Source organism: Streptomyces sp. NPDC048106 (assembly GCF_040706415.1).
Taxonomy (GTDB): domain Bacteria; phylum Actinomycetota; class Actinomycetes; order Streptomycetales; family Streptomycetaceae; genus Streptomyces.
In genome coordinates this window covers 29,515-47,417 of sequence record NZ_JBEZND010000036.1, presented here as the reverse complement: position 1 = coordinate 47,417, position 17,903 = coordinate 29,515, and the positions used below count along the sequence as shown (strand labels likewise).

Below are 17,903 nucleotides of genomic sequence, written 5' to 3'. Positions count from 1 at the left end.
GTCAGCCTTCCAGCACCTCCCGCACCGACTTCCGCAGGACCGCGATGTACCGGCCGGTCCAGGACTCGACCGTCTCCCGGTCCCACAGATCCGAGGAGTACTCCACGGCCCCCTCCAGCACATCCCCTGCGGGGGTGAGGACGACGATGAACTCCGAACGTGCCGCGGCCGGTGCCAGGTCCTCGACGGACGTTTTGACCCCGGGGAGGGAGAATCCGGTGTCCAGCGAGCTCTGGTAGGCGAACCCCAGGGGCAGCATCGCCGGCATCTCCGCCCCCGTGCGCTCGCGCATCGCGGGCGCGATGCGACGGACCGGCAAGGCGTGGTCCATGCCCCTCAGCGCTGTGAGGGACACCCGGTCCACCAGGTCGGCGAAGGGACCGGCGGCCGCGTCCCTCACCCGCAGGGTGAACCCGGTGACCGTGCAGGCCACCAGTGCCTCCTCGTCACTGCTCTCCCGGTTGGCGTAGGAGATGTTCAGCAGGACGTCGGCCGCGCCGGTCTCCCCGGCGATCGTGCGGCCCAGGGCGGCCGCCGTCACCGCGAACGGGGTGGTGCCGCACCGCGCGGCCAGCCGCTGCACGTCTGCCCGCACCTCGGCCGGCACCGTGAACGTCACCACGCCGCCCCGCCCGCTCAGGGTCTCGGGGCGTCGCCGGTCCGGTGGCACGGTCGCAGAGAAGTCCGCCCCGTCCAGCTCCCGCAGCCAGTACTCGAGCCGGCGCCCGAAGGTGGCGGCGTCCCGTTCGGCCTGGCGGTGGGCGTGTTCGATCTGCTGGGGCGCCGACGGCAGCCCGTGGTCCGTGCCGTCCAGCAAGGCCCGGTAGAGCACGGCGAGTTCGCGCAGCAGCAGACTCACCGTCCACCCGTCGCAGGCGCAGTGGTGCAGCACCAGCAGCAGGGTCCGTTCCTGTTCCCCGGCGCGCAACAGCCTGCCGGACAGCACCTCTCCGGTAGCGGGGTCCAGCGGTGTCTCGGCGGCCCGCTCGGCCGCCCGGCGCAGTGCGGCCTCGCGGTCCGGACCGGACAGGCCGGTCAGGTCCTCCACTGGGAAGTCCACCGGGCGCGGGGCGAGCACCTCCTGCCGCCAGGCGCCCTCCCCGTCGCACACCAGCCGCGTGCGCAGCGCCTCGTGACGCTCCACCAGCCCGTCCAGGGCGCGGCGCAGAGCGTCCTCGTCGAGCGGTCCCCGGAGGGTGATGCGCAGGCCGACGTTGAACACCTGGGGCCGGTCGTGGGCGGCGTGCAGTTCGGCGAACCGGGCCTGCGTCTCGGTGGCCGGGCCCTCGCGCAGGGCGGGGGCGGCACCACTCCCGGCGAGGCGGGCCGCCATCGCGCCGAGGGTGGGCTCCTGGTAGAAGAGGACCATCGGGTAGTCGTCGCCCCACTCCTCGCGGACCCGGTTGACCAGCCGCATGGCGCTGAGCGAGTGGCCGCCGAGGTCGAAGAAATGCGCGTCGGCACCGAGCTGTTCGGGTGCGAGGCCGAACTCCTGGGCCCACAACTCCCACAGCCGCCGCTCGATGCGGCCGCGTCTCCCCGTGCCGGGCGTCCGTCCGCTCTCCATGGTGCCGCGCTCGCCGTGGTCCCCGGTCGTTCCGTGCTCGATGGCGTCCACCGGCTCGGTGGCCCTCTCGAGCTCCGCGGGGCTCACGGATCCGGCGGGGCTCGCGGGCCGGGCGACAGGGGTGACCAGGTCGGGCGCGGGAAGGGCGTCGCGGTCCAGCTTGCCGGTCCCGGTCAGCGGGAGCACCGGGACGATCCGCCAGGCGCGCGGAACCAGATGGTCCGGCAGGCGTGCGGCCAGCTCCGCTGCCAGACGCCCGGCGAACGCCTCCCGCTCCGGGCGGCCGTCGTCGAGCGCGCGGTCGGGTTCCACGTACGCGGCGAGATACGCCTCACCGTTCTCCCGCCGCAGCCCGAGCACCACGGCGCGGGACACACCGGTCAGCTCGTTCAGCGCGCGGGCGGCCTCCTCCGGCTCGACCCGGAAACCGCGGATCTTGACCTGGTCGTCGCGGCGCCCCACGAACTCCAGCCGCCCCAGGGGCGTCCACCGCACCAGGTCACCCGTGCGGTAGAAGCGGTCGGCTGCCGTGTCCCCGCCGGCGGGGTCGGCCATGAAGCGCTCGGCCGTGAGATCGGGAAGCCCACGATAGCCGAGTGCCAGCCCCGGTCCGCCCACCAACAGCTCACCGACCGCGCCGACCGGGACCGGCTTGTCCGTGTCGTCCACCACCCGCAGGCGCACGTTGTCGGCCGGCCGGCCGATCGAAACGGGGCCCTCGCCGTCCGGGGCGACCGTGTCGGTGGTGCACAGCACGGTCGTCTCGGTGGGCCCGTAGATGTTCACCGTCTCGTAGGGTGCTTCCTGGCGCGGCCTGGTGCGCAGCGCCTCGCCCCCCAGCATGAGGACCCGCAACGGCGGCTGGTCCCCGGCGGGCAGGCGCAGCACCTGCTCACCGAGCGCGGTGGGGAGGAAGGTGACGGTGACACGGTGGGCGGCGTACCAGCGCGCCAGGTCGCGCGGGTCGCGACGGACCTCGTCGTCGGCCACGGCGACGGACGCCCCGGCCGTCAGCGCGGGCCACAGTTCGAGCAGCGAGCCGTCGAAACTCTGGCTGGAGACCAGCGCCGAGCGGTCGGTCTCCCGGAGGTCGAACCGCCGGTGGTGCCACTGGCAGAGGTCGACGAGGCCCTGGTGGGTCAGCACCACCCCCTTGGGCACGCCGGTACTGCCAGAGGTGTACAGGACGCAGCAGGGGGAGGCGCCGTCCGGGGTCTGCGGGACGCCGGACACGGTGGCGCCGGCCGGTCCCGTGGGGCCCGCGTCGGGCGGTACGACGGCGACCGTGGCGGGCAGACCGAGTTCGGCCGCGGCCTCCGGCCGGCACACTACCGTCCGGGCACCGCACTCGGCGATCACCTGGGCCGCCCGCGCCGCGCCCAGGGACGGGTCGAGCGGCACGTAGGCGCGGCCCGTCTTCAGCACGGCCAGGGCGGCGACGACCAGGTCCGCGGAACGGGGCAGCCGGACGGCGACCACCGCCGCCGGGTCGTCCGCGAGAGGGCCCTGCTCCCGGAGCGCGGCCGCGAGACGGCCCGCGCGCTCGTCCAACTCGCCATACGTCAGCACCGAGCCGCGGTCGAGGATTGCCGGCGCGTCGGGCCGTTCGCCGGCCCGGCGTGCCACCCAGGCGTGGAGGGTGGTGGCGTCCACCGGACGCTCCGCCCCGCGCTCCCAGCTCTCCGGTACCGGGTCGCCGTCCGCCGCCGTCCGGACCGCCGCGGAGAGCGGGGTGTCCGGGGCGTCGGCCGCCGCGGTGAGCAGATCGTCGAGGACCCCGAAGAAGCCGTCGACGGTCTCCGGGTCGAACAGATCGCTGTTGTACTCGAGGTGGCAGCGGATGCCCTGCGGCTGGTCGGTGAAGTAGACGGTGAGGTCGGTCAGCGCCTTGTCGGGGCCGGCGTCCAGCGGGGTGGCCGTGATCCCGGGGAGATCGAAGCGGAAGGGCTCGGCCGGCTGGAATTCGGCGAGCACCTGGAACACCGGGGTCCGGTCGGTCCGGCGTTCGGGAGACAGTTCCCGCACCACCGTCTCGAAGGGGACCCCCGCGTGGTCGTAGGCGTCGAGGGCCACGGACCGCACCCGCCGCAGCAGAGTGCGGAAGGACGGGTCGCCGGAGAGGTCGAAACGCAGGGCGAGGGTGTTGACGAAGAACCCGATCAGCCCCTCCGCACGCTCCGGCCGGTCCGAGACGGGTGTGCCCACGACGATGTCCTCCTGGCCGGTGACCCGGTGCAGCATCGCGGCGTACCCCGCGAGGAGCGTCATGAACAGGGTGCTCCGGTTGGCGCGGCTCAGCTCCCGCAGCCTCCGGGACAGCCCGGCGTCCAGGGTCCGGAAGACGGCGCGGCCGTTGGAGGTCATCACCGGCGGGCGCGGACGGTCCGTGGGCAGGTCCAGCACCGGCAGCGGACCGCCCAGGACGCTCCGCCAGTGAGTGAGGTCGGCGGCGGCCGAGGGGCCGTCCCCGGCAGCCCGCCGCTCGGCCGCATGTTCGGCGTAACTCCAGGTCAGAGGTGCGAGTTCGACCTCCGTGCGGTCACGAGCGGCCTGGTACAGGGCGGAGAGATCGCCGCTGAGCACGGTCGCCGAGGCGGCGTCCACCACCAGGTGGTGGAAGGAGAGGACCAGGACGTGCCGGTCCGGGCCGGTGCGCACCAGGCGGATGTGGAACAGCGGGCCCTCGGCGAGGTCGTGGCGGCGTGCGCTCTCCTCCGCCAGGACGCGCGTGACGGCGGCGTCGCCGTCGTTCCCGCCGTCCACGACCGCGAAGTCCGGCTCGCCCGCCGCGCGGACCACCTGGCGGGGTTCGCCGCCGGACTCGCGGAAGACGGTGCGCAGGCTCGCGTGCCGGGCGACGAGTGCGCGCAGCGCCTCGCGCAGGGCTGCGGTGTCGAGAGGGCCGTCGAGGCGGACGGCCTTCACCTCGTTGTAGGCGGTGCGGCCGGGCAGCAGGTTCTCGTGGAACCAGATGCGTTCCTGACCGGGGGACATGGGCGCCTCGGTTTCCGCGGCCCGCTGCCGGGTGCGGCGGCGAAGGGCGTCGAGGTGCGGCAGCCCGGACCGCAGCAGGCCGGGCGGGACGCCGAAGTCGACGAGCGCCACGATCTCGTCGGCGCCCGCCGCGGCGACCGCGTCCACCACGGGCTGCACGCCCTCCACGGTGCCGATCAGCGATCTCTGGTCGCAGTAGCGCCCGTAGGCCTGCCGGAAGAGGGCGTCGAGGTCGGCGTCGCTGAAGGTGGACAGGTCGACCTGGTGCCCGAGGCTGTTGGTCACCCCGTTGAAGAGGGACAAGGACGCCCGCATGTAACGGGCCATCGGCTCGAACGCCTCGGCGCGGGCGGTGTCGTGACACTCCCCGAGGTAGGTGTGGAGAAGGACCGCGACCCGCCCGGCGTCGGGGTCGAGGCCGTGCTGCGCGCGGGCGTCGCGGTAGCGGGCGATGTTCTCCGCGAGTTGCTCGACGCTCTGGGTCATCAGGTTGGTGACGATGCCGAGGTCGTGGCGGGCCGCCTGCTCGTAGGAGGCCGGGTTGCCGACCACGGCGGTAAACATGGGCGGGGCGTCCTGCACCGGGCGGGGGAAGAGCCGGACCTCGCGATCACCGTCCCCGGTGGCACGCAGCAGGGGCTCGCCGCGCCAGAACCGGCGCAGCTCCTCCAACTGCCTGAACATCTCCTCCTTGTGGCGGCCGAACCGCTCGGGAAAGAAGACGAAGTCGTTGGCGTTCCACCCGCTCGCCACGCCGAGGCCGACGCGGCCGTCGGAGAGGTTGTCGACCATCGACCACTCCTCGGCGACCCGGATCGGGTCGTGCAGCGGCAGCACCACGGAGCCGGCGTTGAGGCGGACCCGCCGCGTCTCGCGGGACAGGGCCGAGGCGAGCACGGCGGGGTTCGGGAACAGCCCGCCGAAGGAGTTGAAGTGGCGTTCGGGCATCCACAGAGCGTGGAAGCCGTGCTCGTCCGCGAACCGGGCGGCCTCCAACAGCAGTTCGTAGCGCCCTGCGCGGTCGCCGTCGGGGGGCTGGGGGTAGTCGCCGAAGAAGTAGAGGCTGAAGTCCGGTGTCTTACCGCGGACTTGGCGTCGGCACGCGGATGCGGCGGCCGTCTCCGTCTCGGTTCTCGAGCCGGATCGCGGCGCGGCCACGGCCGGGACGGATGCGGCGGCCGGGGGAGGCGCGGAGGGCGAGGCAGGTTTGGGAGCCGGCGGCTGGGCGGGTGCCGGGGCCGGGGCGGGCGCGGCGGCGGGCGGCCTGGCGGAGCCTCGGTGGGCCGTCGGCGCGGACGCCGCGGAGTCGAGCACCGGCGCGGTGTCGCGGGGAGCCTGCCCGGAGGCGGCGGGGCGGCGGGTGGGGAAGAAGCCCGCCGCTCTCAGCTCGCGCAGGGAGTCGCGGACCGCGTCGGCGACGAAGGCCACGTCCTCGTCCGTATGGGCCGTGGACAGGAAGAAGTTGCGCCATTCCCAGACGTACACCCCGCGCAGCAGCAAGTGCTGGTACAGCAACTCCATGTCCGCGTGATGCTCGAAGCGGAACTGTGAGCCGAACCACCGTACCCGCAGCGGGAACTCCTCCTCCTCGAAGAAGGAGTTGAGCCCCGTGCAGAGGGCGGCGGTCCGGGCGTTGAGCCGTTCCTGAAGAGTGGGGCTGTGCTCCTTGAGGTGCCCCAGGACGGCCCGCGCGGCGGTCATCGAGACGGGGTGCTGGAGGTAGGTGCCGCCGAAGAAGGTGGTGTCGGCCGGCGGTGTGCTGTCGTCGCCGTAGTCCCAGTAGCCGCCGTCGACACCGTCCAGGATGTCGGCGCGGCCCGCGATGGCGCCGATCGGGAAGCCACCCCCGATCAGCTTGCCGTAGGTCGCCAGGTCGGGGACGACTCCGTAGAGCTCCTGCGCGCCGCGCGCCGCGGGCCGGAATCCGGTGAGCATCTCGTCGAAGAGCAGCACGATCCCGTGCCGCCGGGTCAGTTCCCGTAGCCGGCGGACGAACTCCACCGGCTGCAGGGCCGGGTGGCGGCTCTGCACCGGCTCGACCACGACCGCGGCGATCCGCGAGGCATCCCGCTCGATCGCCTCCAGCGCCTCCTCGCTGCCGTAGGTGAGCACGGTGAGGTCCGCCACGGCGCTCTGCGGAATGCCCCGGGAGACGGGGACGGTGCCGTCGCCGGACGGGCGCCCCAGCACGTTGTCGGCGTGCCCGTGGTAGGCGCCCTGGAAGGTGACGATGCGATCCCGGCCGGTGGCGGCGCGGGCCAGCCGGATGGCGGCGGCGTTGGCCTCCGTACCGGAGTTGGCGAAGGCGACCCGCTCCATCCCGGTCAGTCCGGCCAGCAGTTCCGCGGCCTCGCCCGTCTCGGTGCTGCGGGGTCCGAGCCGGATGCCGCGTGCCAGGTGCTCGCGGACCGCCTCGCGGACGAAGTCGGGTTCGTGGCCGAAGAGCAGGACGCCGAAGCCCATGGTGATGTCGACGTAGGAGTTGCCGTCGACGTCCTCCAGCCGTGATCCGCGCGCGTTGCTGCCCGCCAGGGGGTACAGCATCTCCTTGGTGGCCCGGCGAAAGCCGACGACCGCGCGGCTGTCGGCCAGGACGCGACGGTAACGGGCGGCGATGCTCTTGGACGTGGGGGTCTTCGCGGTGAAGCGACGGACCAGGTCGTCCAGATGGGCGCGCTGCGATGGGGGCGAGGCGTCCCGCACCATGCCGGAACCGGGGGCGACAGTCACCCGGGGGCCGTGCACCTCGGCGGCGGGCGAGGCGGACGGCGCCTGGGAGGCGGGGGGTGCGGACGCGGGTGTGCCCAGTTGGCCGGCGATGTGTCCCGCCAGGTCGGTCATGGCCGCCAGGTCGCGGTCCAGGGAGGCGGTCAGTTTGTCGAGATCGCTCACCGGGCCACCTCGGTCGGCCGGCCCGTCACCGCGGCGGCCTGCAGCGCGAGCAACTGCGAGAGCTGGGACATCATCTGCAGCTGTATCTGCGACAACTGCGCGACTCGGCGGGCGAGTTCCTCCAGCTCACTTCGGGTCACGAAGTCCCCGGCGACCGGAGCGGGGACGACGCCCTGCGCGACCGGAGGGGCGGCCGAAGCTGTGGCCGCGGTGACGGGAGCCGGTGCCGCGACGGGCGGGGCGGGCACGACCGGAGCGGAGGCGGCGGCCGGGGCGGGAGCGGGTGGTGCGTACGAGGCCGGGGCATCCGTAGGGGCGAGGCCCTCCGGCGCCGGCCCCGCCGTGGCCGTCAGCGCCCCCGCCGGGACACGCTCGGCGATGAGCCGGGCCAGCAGTCGCGGCGTGCCCGTCTCCTCGAACAGTTCCCGCATGGTGATCTTGACCTCGAACTCCTTCTCCAACTCGCGCAGCACGTTGATCATCTGCAGCGAGTCGGCCCCGAGGTCGAAGAAGGTCGTGTCGGCTGCCACCGCGGAGCGATCCTCACCGAAATTCCGGACGGTCGACTCCACGATGGCGCCGAGTATCCGCTCCACCAGCGCTTCACGCTGTACCTGCTCCGCTGCCACGGCGGGTTCCTTTCCTGTGGTCGTTCCGTCCTGCGGGGCCCCGGGCCGGGGCCCCGTCCAGTGGTTCCGGTGCTGGAACCGGTAGCCGGGCAGGGGGATCCTCCGTCCGCCACAGCCGTCGAGGAACAGCTCCCAGCGGACGTCCGCACCCGCGCAGTGCAGTTCCGTCGCCGCGCCCCACAGCGCGCGAAGGCCGTCGCCCCGGCGCAGTGACGGGGCCGTGCGCACGTTCGGCAGGGCGCGCCGGGCCAGGGAGCTGAGTGTGGTGTGCGGCCCGATCTCCAGCAGGATGTCCGGCGACCGCTCGCCGACGACGCGCAACGCCTCGTCGAAGCGCACCGGTTCCCTGGTGTGCCGCACCTGGTGGTCCGTGTCGGGGACCCAGCCGGCGGGACGGGCGATGCCGTCGAGCGCGCTGACGAACGTCAGACGCGTCGGTGTGAACGGCACCTCGTCCAGCACGGCCCGGAACGCCTCCAGCATCGGCCGCATCTGCTCGGTGTGGAAGGCGCGGTCCACCGGCAGCCGCTCGTGCGGGGTGCCCTGCGACTCCAGCAGCGAGCACAAACGTTCCACCACGGCGATGGGCCCGGCGAGTACCTGTGCCCGCGCGCCGTTGGTCACGGCCCACTCCGCTCCCGGAACCGACGCGGTGAGGGCCGCTGCGCGGGGGCGGTCGAGCGCTGCCGCCACCATCGCACCGGGCGGACACAACCGCCGCATCAGCCGGCCGCGAGCGGTGACCAGCCTCAGGCCGTCGGCGAGTGGCAGCGCCCCCGCCGCGTACAGGGCGGCGTACTCGCCGACACTGTGACCGGTCACCGCGTCGGGCACCACGCCCGCTTCATGCCAGAGCCGCACCAGCGCGCACTGCAGCGCGAAGAGCGCGGGCTGCGCGAGATCGGTCCGCCGTAACGCCTCCCGGACGCCTGCCCCGTCCTCCAGGAGCACCGGCAGCAACGGGTCGCCGGTCTCTTCCCGGTGGGCGCGGTCGCAGACCTCCAGCACCTCCCGCACCACGGGGAACCGGTCGTGGAGGGCGGCCGCCATCCCCGGGTACGGGGAGCCCTGGCCGGTGAACTGGAACACCACCCGGGGCGCGCCCTCGAGTGGCCCCGCCGCGGTGGTGGCGCGCCCGGCCGCCGAGGAGCCCGCGCCCTCCAGCCAGGCGTCCAGCGCCTCGGCCAGCGCGCCAGGGCGGTCGCCCCGCACGGCCGCGCGGTGACGTCCGTGGGTACGGCCCAGCGCGGCGGTGGTCACCAGGTCGGCGGTCGGCAGGGCAGGGCGTTCCCGGAGCCGGTCGCGCAGCGCGCGGGCGTTGTCGGCCAGGGCCTCGGCCGAGCTACCGGACACCAGCAGCACGTCCGGGGCGGCGTGGCGCGCGGTGCGGGGCGTCGGGTCCGGGGGTTCCTCCAGGACCAGGTGCACGTTGGTTCCGCCCACCCCGAGCGAGGTGAGACCCGCACGGCGCGGGGTGGCGCCCTGGCGCCACGGCGTGGCCTCACGGGGGATGTGGAACGGGCTGCCGTCCAGGGCGAGCAGCGGGTTGGGCTCGCTGAACCCGGCCATCGGGGGGATCACACCGTGCCGCAGCACCAGGAGGGTCTTGACCAGTCCGGCCAGCCCCGCCGCGACGTCGAGGTGCCCGATGTTGGCTTTCACGGCGCCGAGCGCGCAGTAGCCGGTGCGCTCGGTGTCCTCGCGGAAGGCGGCGGTCGCGCCCTCGAACTCGATCGGGTCGCCCTTGAGAGTGCCGGTGCCGTGGGTCTCCAGGTAACCGATGGTGTCCGCGCCGACCCCGGCCCGCGCGAGGGCGTAGCGGATCGCCTCGCGCTGCCCCTCGGTGCTGGGCGCGGTGTACGCCCGCTTCCGGGAGCCGTCGTTGCTGACGCCCCAGCCCCGGACGACCCCGTGGACGGTGTCGCCGTCCGCCAGTGCCCGGTCGAGCCGTTTGAGCACCACGGCCACTACGCCGGTGCCTCCGACGGTGCCGTCCGCAGCGGCGTCGAAGGCCCGTAACCGGCCCGACTTGGAGAGGATCGAACCCTTGACGTAGTGGTAGCCGAGGACCTGCGGCAGGTGGATCGCGGTGGCGCCGGCCAGCGCGATGTCGCAGTCCCCCGACAACAGGGACTGCGCCGCCAGTTGCACGCCGACCAGTGAACTGGAGCACCCCGTCTGGACGTTGACGGAAGGGCCGGTCAGGCCCAGCCGGTAGGAGGTCCGGGTGGCGGTGAAGTCGGCGTAGTTGCCGACCATGACCTGCATCCTGGACAGCCAGTCGGTCATCTCCCGGTCGGGAAGGACGTTGTTGAGCAGGTAGTTCTGCATGGAGTACAGGTGGTAGCCGGTACTGGCGAACACGCCGATCCGGGTGCCGCCCCGTTCGCCGGGGTAACCGGCGTCCTCCAGCGCGTGCTGCGCGCACTCCAGGAACAACCGGTGCTGCGGGTCGGTGAGTTCGGCCTCCCGGGCGCTCATCCCGAAGTGCCGGGCATCGAATCCCGCGATGTCGTCCAGGATCGCCGAGGCGCCGACGAAGTCGTCGCGTGTGTACAGCTCCGGCGGCACGCCGGCGGCCGCGAGTTCCTGCCGGCCGAAGTGCGTGATGCGGATCTCGCCGTCGCGGACGATCCGCCACAACTGCTCGGATGTGTCCGCCCCGGGGAGCCGGAAGGCCATGCCGATGACCGCCATGCGGGGGTCGGGGGAACCGCTCATCGGCCGGACCCCTCCGGCGTGGCAGTCCTCGGCAACCGCTCGGATCCGTCCGCCGCGAGTTCCTGCGGGACCGGCCCTCTGCCGCGGACGACCAGCCAGACCAGCAGGGCGAGACAGAGCACGATGGCGACTCCGTGCAGCCAGGCCACCACCGTCAGCGGGGTGAACGACTCCATCAGGGCGCCGCTGACCAGCATGCCCAGGCCGAAGCCGCCGTTCTCGGCCGAGGCCGAGAGCCCGAACAGACGCCCGCGCTGCTCGTCGGGCGCCGCCTGCAGCCGGGAGACGTACACCACCTCCGTGAACCCGTCGGCGCCCCCGGCGATCAGCGCGACTGCGATGGCCGCGAGGGTGGGCAGCGAGCAGAACACCAGGATGAAGCAGGCCGACATCACACAGGCACCCAGCGCGAAGGCGCGTTCCCCGGGCGTGCGCCCGGAGCGGCGGGTGAGCACCGTCAGCACCTGCTGGGTGACGAGGTTGCCGATCGCCCAGGTCGCCCAGAACTGGCTGACGAAGGTGGCCGGGTGCGCCGGGTTCAGCATGCTGGAGTACACCGGCAGGGCCACGTTGTGCGAGGAGGAGCCCAGCCCGTCCACCGCGCGCACGGCGATCATCGCCAGGATCACCGGACCGACCTGCCCGACCAGCAGCCGTGTCCGGCCGCCGGTCGGCTTCGCGCCGCCCTCGGTCCTCTCCTCGCCCACCGAGCCGGAGGCGGCCGCCCTGGTGCGGATCGGGAGCAGGAGGAGGGCGGTCGCCGAGACCGCGAACGTCAGCGCGTCCAGGCTGAACGCGAAGCCGTAGCCGAGTTGGGCGACCACCACACCGGCCGAGGCGAAGCCGGCGATCATGGCGAGTGAGCGGCCGGTGACCAGCAGCCCGTTGGCCCGGGTCCGGTGCTCCGCGCCGACGATCTCCGGCACGCTGCTGCGCAGTGCGACCTGGGACAGGGTCGAACAGCATCCGGTGACAAGGGCAAGGCCGTACAGCAGGGCGACCCGGGCGCCGTCCGGAGCCAGCAGCAGCACTACCAGGGCGGCGCCCTGGCAGACGTCGGCGCTGACCATCAGCCGCTTGCGGTCGAACGACGACACCAGGCGTCCGCTCACGAATCCGGAGGCCACTCCGGACACCAGCCGGACGGCCATGAACACCCCGGCCGCCAGGGCGCTGTGCGTCACGTCGTAGACGAACACGTTCAGCGCCACCATGTTCAGATAACTGCCGTAGGCGGATATCGCGTTGCCCGCGACCAGCAGCCGGAAGTACCGCATCCGATTCCCCCCATTCCGCCGACACGGACCCACGGTCGTGTCTGTCGTCCGCATGTCGCGCCAACATTTCCCACGGGTCACGCCGTTCACACCCAACGCACGGGAACGGGTCTGACTTACGAGTCGGTACGTGATAGCGGGCGGGGCGTATGTGGCCTGGTCCTGGCCGGTTTTCAGGCGTTGATGGCGCGGTCGGAGGCGAGATCGGCGATGGCGCGGTAGGCGTCGGGCAGGCGGTCGCGGCGGTGGGTCCAGCGGGTCAGTTGCTTCCAGCGTTTGTGATCGGCGAGGGCGTGTTCGACGGTGATGCGGTCGGAGGGGGGAGCGTGGCGGTCGCGTTCCCACCGCTCAACTCTGCCGGGTAGTACTCCCGGACGCGGCTCAGGCCGAGACAGCCGTCGTCCAAGAGGACCCCGACAGCGCTCTTCCACCAGGACTCCTACGACGATGTGGCCGAGCATCTCGTGGGTGGCATCGCGGAGTTGAGCTGCTGCGTCCCGCACAAGGCGTCGTTTACGCGGGCCCGGCAGCGTCTGGGGCCGGAGGTTTTGGAGCGGCTCTTCAACCGGCCGGCCGACTGGCCCCGACAGGGCTGGCGGGCGTCGGCGCCCACCTCGTGGGTGCCGTGGTCATGGCGTTACCTGGACGGCGATCTCTCCGTGGGCCTGGCCGGGCAGCGTACCCAGCTCGATGACTGCGTCGACAAGCTCGACGCACTGCGGGCCGGGGTCGCCCGGATCGGCAACAACGTCAACCAGATCGGCCACTGCCTCAACGTCGAAGGGGAACCACACTCTGTGGATACCACCGTCCTCGCCCAGACCGAGCGCACCCTGGACGCCGTCCGCGCCGCCATCGGCGACATCGCGCAGACCATGAACCACGCTGTCTCCGCGGCCGCCCGATGATCGCCAAGATCGGCAGCGGCAGGAGCACCGCCGGGCTGAATCCAATACCTGTTCGATACGAAGAAGGCCAAGGACCGCACCGATCCGCACCTGGTCGTCTCCTGGGACGGCTTCGCGCCCGATCCCGGCCGCGCCGATGACTTCGACGCCGCGAAGAAGCGCCTCGTGGCCGACCTCGACCTCCACCGACCGCACGCCCTCGTAGGTGGCGACATCGCCGGCCACGAAGACCGGTGGCGCCCCGCGGCCAGGGACCGGCCGCGGCGTCGATCCCGGCCGGCGAGGATCAATTGGTATCGGTCGGCTGCGAGTTGCGTCGCCGCCGCGCGGCCGATGCCGGAGGCGGCACCGATCAGGACGATGGTGCGCGCGACGGCTTCGCCGCGGCGGTCGACGGCGCTGGTGCTCAATGGACCGCGGGGACCTTCGCCAGGCCGGTCACGCCCGCGACCAGCCGGTCGCGCGTGCGCAGCGGGAGCCGGGACAGCAGGCCGAGCAGCCGGAGGTCGGGGCCGACGGTGTAGCGCGCCTTGGGCTTCTTGGCGGACAGCGCCTTCACGATCGCGTCGGCCACCAGGGTGGGCGAGGAGGGCTTCAGCTTCGCCATGCTCGCCGCGACGGCGTCCTGGGGGGCCTTGTAGAGCGACACCAGTTCCTTCGGCGCCGAGGCCCCTGCCTTTTCGGCGGCCGCGGCAGCCTTGGTGAAGATGGTGGTGTCCATGGCGCCCGGCTCGATGACCACCACGGACACGCCGAAGTGCGCCAGTTCGAGCCGCAGGGCGTCGGACAGCGACTGAACGGCGGCCTTGCTGGCCGAGATCGGCGCGTAGAACGGGCCGGCCGCGCGGGCGGTGCCGGCGGTGAGGTTCACCAGGGTGCCCTTGCCGGCCCGCAGGAACGGCAGGAACGTCTGGGTGACCAGGGTCGTGCCGATCACGTTCACATCGAACTGGCGGCGCAGTTCGGCCTCCGGGACCAGTTCGAGCGGGCCCTGGACGATCAAGCCGGCGTTGTTGACCACCCCGGCAAGGGCGTGGTCGCCCCGGGCCAGGACCTGCTCCGCCGCCGCCTCGATCGCACCGCGGTCGGTGACGTCGAAGGCGAGCGGATGCACGTCGGCCGATGCCGCCACCTCTCCGTTGCGGGAGGCCGCGTAGACACGGAAGCCCTTGTCTGCGAGGGCGCGCACCGTGGCCGCGCCGATTCCGCCGCCGGCTCCCGTGACGAGCACCGCGGGTCGCTTGCTGTCACTGGCCATGGCTACCTCTTCATGTTCGTGCGGACATGTACAGGTGGACATGTCTAAAGGTAGCCGTGACAGGGGGCGTGTCAAGATGGAGCTGTTCATGGGACAGCGCAAGCACCAGGGGAGTCGTCGATGTCGCTGCGCCACGGTCTGCTCGGCCTGCTCGCGGAGGGCCCGGCCAGCGGTTACGACCTGGCCCGGCGCTTCCAGGAGTCCCTGGGATCGGTGTGGCCGGCCCAGCACCCGCGGGTCTACGCCGAACTCGCCCGGCTGGCCGACGCCGGTCTCATCGAGTTGGACAGCCGCGGGCCGCGCCGCAGGAAGGCGTACCGGCTCACCGATGCCGGGCTCGCCGAGGTGCGCCGCTGGCTGGCGGAGGAGGAGGTGGACCACACCTTCCGCCTCCAGACGCTGCTGCGGTCGTACTTCTTCTGGCTGATGGACCCGGACAGCCTGCGCGCGCACCTGGAGCGCGAGCACCGCTTCTACGCCGAGACCGCCGCGACCCTGCGCGCCTACGCGGCGGCGAAGGACCGCGGCGAGTGGGGGAACAGCCCGCAGACGCGGGCGATGCGCATCGCGATCGAGGCGGGGGTACGGCTGAACGAGGCGCTTGCCGAATGGGCCGAATGGGCGCAGAAGGCCGACGTGATGACCGATGAGGAATTCGGCACCGCGGCGGCCCCGCAGCAGGGCGGGCAGCCGCCGGACGGGCAGCAGCCGGCGACGGCACACGGAGAGTCCGGCGCGGCTACGTCCGGCACGGGAACGGCGGACGCGGAAGCGGCGAGCGCGGGAACGGCAGGCGCGGAAGCGCCCGCGGATCCCGCGGGAAGCGCGGACAGCAGCGCGCCGGGCGGAGGTTCGGCGCGCTGAGCCGGCTCACTCGGCGAGGTCCGCGAGCAGCCGGTTGCACGGCCGGCTGTAGGTGAAGGGGAGTGGGAAACGCTCCCAGTCGACTTCGGGCAGCCCGGCCCGGCGTGGCTGCTCCAGCAGCCCGTCGTTCTGCGGGGCCGTCCCGGCGTCGGCCCATGGCCCCCACGCGACCGAGGCGCCGGGCAGGCCGCCGAGACCGGCACGCTGGTCGACCAGGGCGCTCCGGGCAGGCGCAGGCGCCAAGTGCCCACCAGGGCCTGCTCGGTTTCCTCATCACCTTGCCGCCGGGCAGCGAGGACGCGGGGCACGGAGGGCTAGATGATCTATTCCAAGGGCTGGGTCAAGTTCGAGAGCGGTCGTGGTTGGAGAGCGGGTCGTGGTTGGAGAGCGTGGATGCGTCAGTCGATGAGGCGACGTAGTTCGACCTGGGCGCGTTCGACGAGTTTCCTAGCGGTGTGGTCGGAGATGCCCAGGTGACGGCCGATCTGGCGGAATGACCTTTCCGGCCGGTCGTCCAGGCCGTAGCGCAGAATCAGCGCCTCGGCTTCGCGCGGGTCAATGCGGGTGAGGGCGGTGCGGACTGTGCTGGTGAAGTCCCGTGCAATAGCGGTGTGTTCGGGGTCGGTCAGGGTATAGCCAGGTGCGGGCAGTTCCTCATCGTCTTCAGCGGGTGCAGTGCGCAGTTGCCGATGGAGTGCGGCGACTGTCGTTGGTGAGATGCCCAGCGCGGCAGCCGCCAGGTTCAGGCTGTCAGCGTTCTCGTCGAGCGCCCGTCGCACAGCGACGGTTCGGCCGACGAGGTCGGTGGGCACGACGGCAGGGAACTCCTGGCGGGCGACGGCCCGCTGGATTTCCTTGCGTACCCAGGTGTGCGCATATGCCCCGAAGGGCACTGCGCGATCGGGATCGAAGCGGCTCGCGGCAATCAGCAGTCCGAGGATGCCCGCCTGTCGCAGGTCCGCCCGGTCGATGTGCCACGTGCGATAGCGAGCAACCTCGCGTTCAACGAGACGGCTGTGCATCGCCACAAGGCGTTCCCGCTCGACGGCGTCCGGTTCGGCCTGGTGACTGCTCACTGCGGTGATCTCCCGGGGATCGATGCCCATCTGGTTGCCGTTGTTACGGATACCGGGCCGGGCACGCAGTGCGAGGTTCGCACTACGGCCGATTGCCGGTATCCCCACTGGCGACCGAGCAACGCCCGAGTCTGGAAGGCCACCGTATGTCTGATCTCAGCAATGCCACCTGGCAAGCAATCCCGATCGTCCCCTACGGAGCTGTCCTGCACGTGCCGACGGGTTGGGAGGCGCTGCCTCCCGTCCCGGCGAACGGTCCGGAGATCCTGCGGGCCACCGGGGGGCCCGGCCGAAACCTGATCGTCTTCAAGGTGCCTACCAACGGAAAGACCGCTGCGCAGGTGGCGGACACTGCCCAGGAGAAACTCGAAGCCCACGGCTACGACGCCTTCACACGCACTGAGACCCGGTTCGCCGGGCAGCCGGGGGTGGCGCTGGATTTCGTCACCCGCCGCGACAGCAAGGGAACGGTCGTCTACCAGACCCGGGAGTACTTCACTGTGCGCGGAAACGCAGCATTTGTGCTCGGCATGGGGAGCGCGACCTGGGAGGAGCATCTGCCGCTTATCGAGCAGATCGCCGACCGATTCGAACTCACGGACTGATCCCCCGCTCTGCCGCGCTCCGTCTGCTCCACGGTCCCCGCACCCCACCTCCAGGCTCCGGCGTCGCACTACCCGACACCGGAGCCTGGAGGCTTGGTGAACGCTGACCTGGATACCCTCGCGACCGCACTGTTTGTGAAGACCGATGACCTGCTCAAAAGCTCGCCTCACCTGGCTCCGTGGCGGCCGACCGTGGGCATCGCGCCGCAGCTGAGCGACGCGGAGCTGGTCACGCTCGCGGTGATGCAGGCCATGCTCGGCTTCACCTCCGAAGCACGCCGGCTCCGCCACGCCTGCGCCCACCTTCGGCACCTTTTCCCGTATCTGCCCAAGCAGCCCGGCTACAACAAGCGGCTGCGGAAGGCAGCCGGGCTGATCCAGCACGTCATACGCCTGCTGGCTGTCGACACCACGCTGTGGAGCGATGACGTATGGGTGGTCGACTCCACGCCGGTCGAATGCGGGCGCTCCCGCGAGACCGTCAAAAACTCCGACCTGGCGGGATGGGCCGAGTACGGTTACTGCGCCAGTCACTCACGGTTCTTCTGGGGTCTGCGGCTCCACCTGGTGTGCACCCTGCACGGCCTGCCCATCGCCTTCGCGCTAACCGGAGCCAAGGCCGACGAGCGCGAAACCCTGCTGGCGATGTTCGAGGTCGAGCCCGGCCTCCTCACCGGCCGGACCGATCAGACGCTGATCGGCGACAAGAACTACTTCGGCCGCGACTTCGAGAACCAGCTCGCTCAGTGGGGCATCCGGCTGTTACGGCCGGCCCGCAAGGGCGAAGCCGAGCGCGCCGGATCCCAGCTGTTCAAACCGCTGCGACAGGTGATCGAATCGATCAACGAGTCCTTCAAGGGCCAGCTCGACCTCGAACGCCACCGCGGCCGCACTCCCGGCGGGGTGATGGTCCGTGTTCTGCAGCGGATCCTCGCGCTGACCGCCGCCATCTGGCACAACGATCACACCAGGCAACCCGTCATGCGCGCGCTGACCGCCTACGACCACTAGTAACCCCTTGGAATCGATCACTAGAAGCTCGGCTCCCACGTGGTCGGCCTGCTCGGGACGGATCCGTCTCCATAGGGCTACCGTCGCCGCTCTTGCCTGCT

General features: G+C 72.0%; 10 protein-coding genes and 2 pseudogenes. 6 read left to right on the top strand and 6 right to left on the bottom strand.

All coding sequences use genetic code 11. The annotated features are described in order from the left end of the window. Position 1 precedes the first annotated feature (1 nt). The 3 genes from AB0927_RS29865 to AB0927_RS29855 are packed head-to-tail and all read right to left on the bottom strand — an operon-like array spanning position 2 to position 12,080. Complete coding sequence (locus tag AB0927_RS29865; RefSeq protein WP_366670866.1) at positions 2-7,453, bottom strand: MupA/Atu3671 family FMN-dependent luciferase-like monooxygenase; 7,452 nt, start codon at positions 7,451-7,453, stop codon at positions 2-4. After that, positions 7,450-10,803 carry a beta-ketoacyl synthase N-terminal-like domain-containing protein gene (locus tag AB0927_RS29860; RefSeq protein WP_366670865.1) on the bottom strand — a complete coding sequence of 1,118 codons (3,354 nt, stop codon included), beginning with the start codon at positions 10,801-10,803 and terminating at the stop codon, positions 7,450-7,452. Before AB0927_RS29860 ends, AB0927_RS29865 begins: the two co-directional genes overlap by 4 nt. Continuing rightward, on the bottom strand, positions 10,800-12,080 hold the full coding sequence (locus tag AB0927_RS29855) for an MFS transporter (RefSeq protein WP_366670864.1): 1,281 nt from the start codon (positions 12,078-12,080) through the stop codon (positions 10,800-10,802). The genes AB0927_RS29860 and AB0927_RS29855 overlap by 4 nt, the downstream gene beginning before the upstream one ends. 431 nt (positions 12,081-12,511) lie before the next feature. Between AB0927_RS29855 and AB0927_RS29850 the strand changes: the two are divergent. From AB0927_RS29850 to AB0927_RS29840, 3 genes and pseudogenes are all read left to right on the top strand, one after another. Beyond that, positions 12,512-12,634, top strand: a pseudogene (locus tag AB0927_RS29850) (hypothetical protein); the annotation flags it as partial. A 66-nt stretch (positions 12,635-12,700) separates the two neighbouring features. After that, on the top strand, positions 12,701-12,988 hold the full coding sequence (mobC, locus tag AB0927_RS29845; protein ID WP_366670919.1) for a plasmid mobilization relaxosome protein MobC: 288 nt from the start codon (positions 12,701-12,703) through the stop codon (positions 12,986-12,988). After that, positions 12,985-13,174: pseudogene (locus AB0927_RS29840) on the top strand (mobilization protein); the annotation flags it as partial. The gene mobC and the pseudogene AB0927_RS29840, both read left to right, overlap by 4 nt. 220 nt (positions 13,175-13,394) lie before the next feature. Here the strand turns inward: AB0927_RS29840 and AB0927_RS29835 are convergent. Beyond that, positions 13,395-14,246 carry an SDR family NAD(P)-dependent oxidoreductase gene (locus AB0927_RS29835; RefSeq protein WP_366670863.1) on the bottom strand — a complete coding sequence of 284 codons (852 nt, stop codon included), beginning with the start codon at positions 14,244-14,246 and terminating at the stop codon, positions 13,395-13,397. A gap of 120 nt (positions 14,247-14,366) precedes the next feature. Between AB0927_RS29835 and AB0927_RS29830 the strand changes: the two genes are divergently transcribed. Next, positions 14,367-15,110, top strand: coding sequence for a PadR family transcriptional regulator (locus tag AB0927_RS29830; protein ID WP_366670862.1), 744 nt, complete (start codon positions 14,367-14,369; stop codon positions 15,108-15,110). A gap of 6 nt (positions 15,111-15,116) precedes the next feature. Here AB0927_RS29830 and AB0927_RS29825 read toward each other — a convergent pair whose 3' ends face one another. Together AB0927_RS29825 and AB0927_RS29820 are read right to left on the bottom strand one after the other, a co-directional pair. After that, complete coding sequence (locus AB0927_RS29825) at positions 15,117-15,353, bottom strand: hypothetical protein (protein WP_366670861.1); 237 nt, start codon at positions 15,351-15,353, stop codon at positions 15,117-15,119. Positions 15,354-15,508: 155 nt separating this feature from the next. Beyond that, a complete protein-coding gene (locus AB0927_RS29820; protein WP_366670860.1) occupies positions 15,509-16,216 on the bottom strand; it encodes a sigma-70 family RNA polymerase sigma factor in 708 nt (235 codons plus the stop codon). 116 nt (positions 16,217-16,332) lie between these two features. Between AB0927_RS29820 and AB0927_RS29815 the strand changes: the two genes are divergently transcribed. Both AB0927_RS29815 and AB0927_RS29810 read left to right on the top strand, forming a co-directional pair. Then, positions 16,333-16,791: a hypothetical protein gene (locus tag AB0927_RS29815; protein WP_366670859.1), complete on the top strand. Its 459-nt coding sequence runs from the start codon at positions 16,333-16,335 to the stop codon at positions 16,789-16,791. A 96-nt stretch (positions 16,792-16,887) separates the two neighbouring features. Beyond that, positions 16,888-17,802: an IS982 family transposase gene (locus AB0927_RS29810; RefSeq protein ID WP_366670858.1), complete on the top strand. Its 915-nt coding sequence runs from the start codon at positions 16,888-16,890 to the stop codon at positions 17,800-17,802. Positions 17,803-17,903: the final 101 nt, after the last annotated feature.

Bases quoted from the DNA above. Each gene is read 5' to 3' on its own strand.
- AB0927_RS29830 (WP_366670862.1), top strand. From the start codon at position 14,367: ATGTCGCTGCGCCACGGTCTGCTCGGCCTGCTCGCGGAGGGCCCGGCC.
- AB0927_RS29835 (WP_366670863.1), bottom strand. From the start codon at position 14,246: ATGGCCAGTGACAGCAAGCGACCCGCGGTGCTCGTCACGGGAGCCGGC.
- AB0927_RS29860 (WP_366670865.1), bottom strand. From the start codon at position 10,803: ATGAGCGGTTCCCCCGACCCCCGCATGGCGGTCATCGGCATGGCCTTC.
- AB0927_RS29820 (WP_366670860.1), bottom strand. From the start codon at position 16,216: ATGGGCATCGATCCCCGGGAGATCACCGCAGTGAGCAGTCACCAGGCC.
- AB0927_RS29855 (WP_366670864.1), bottom strand. From the start codon at position 12,080: ATGCGGTACTTCCGGCTGCTGGTCGCGGGCAACGCGATATCCGCCTAC.
- AB0927_RS29815 (WP_366670859.1), top strand. From the start codon at position 16,333: ATGTCTGATCTCAGCAATGCCACCTGGCAAGCAATCCCGATCGTCCCC.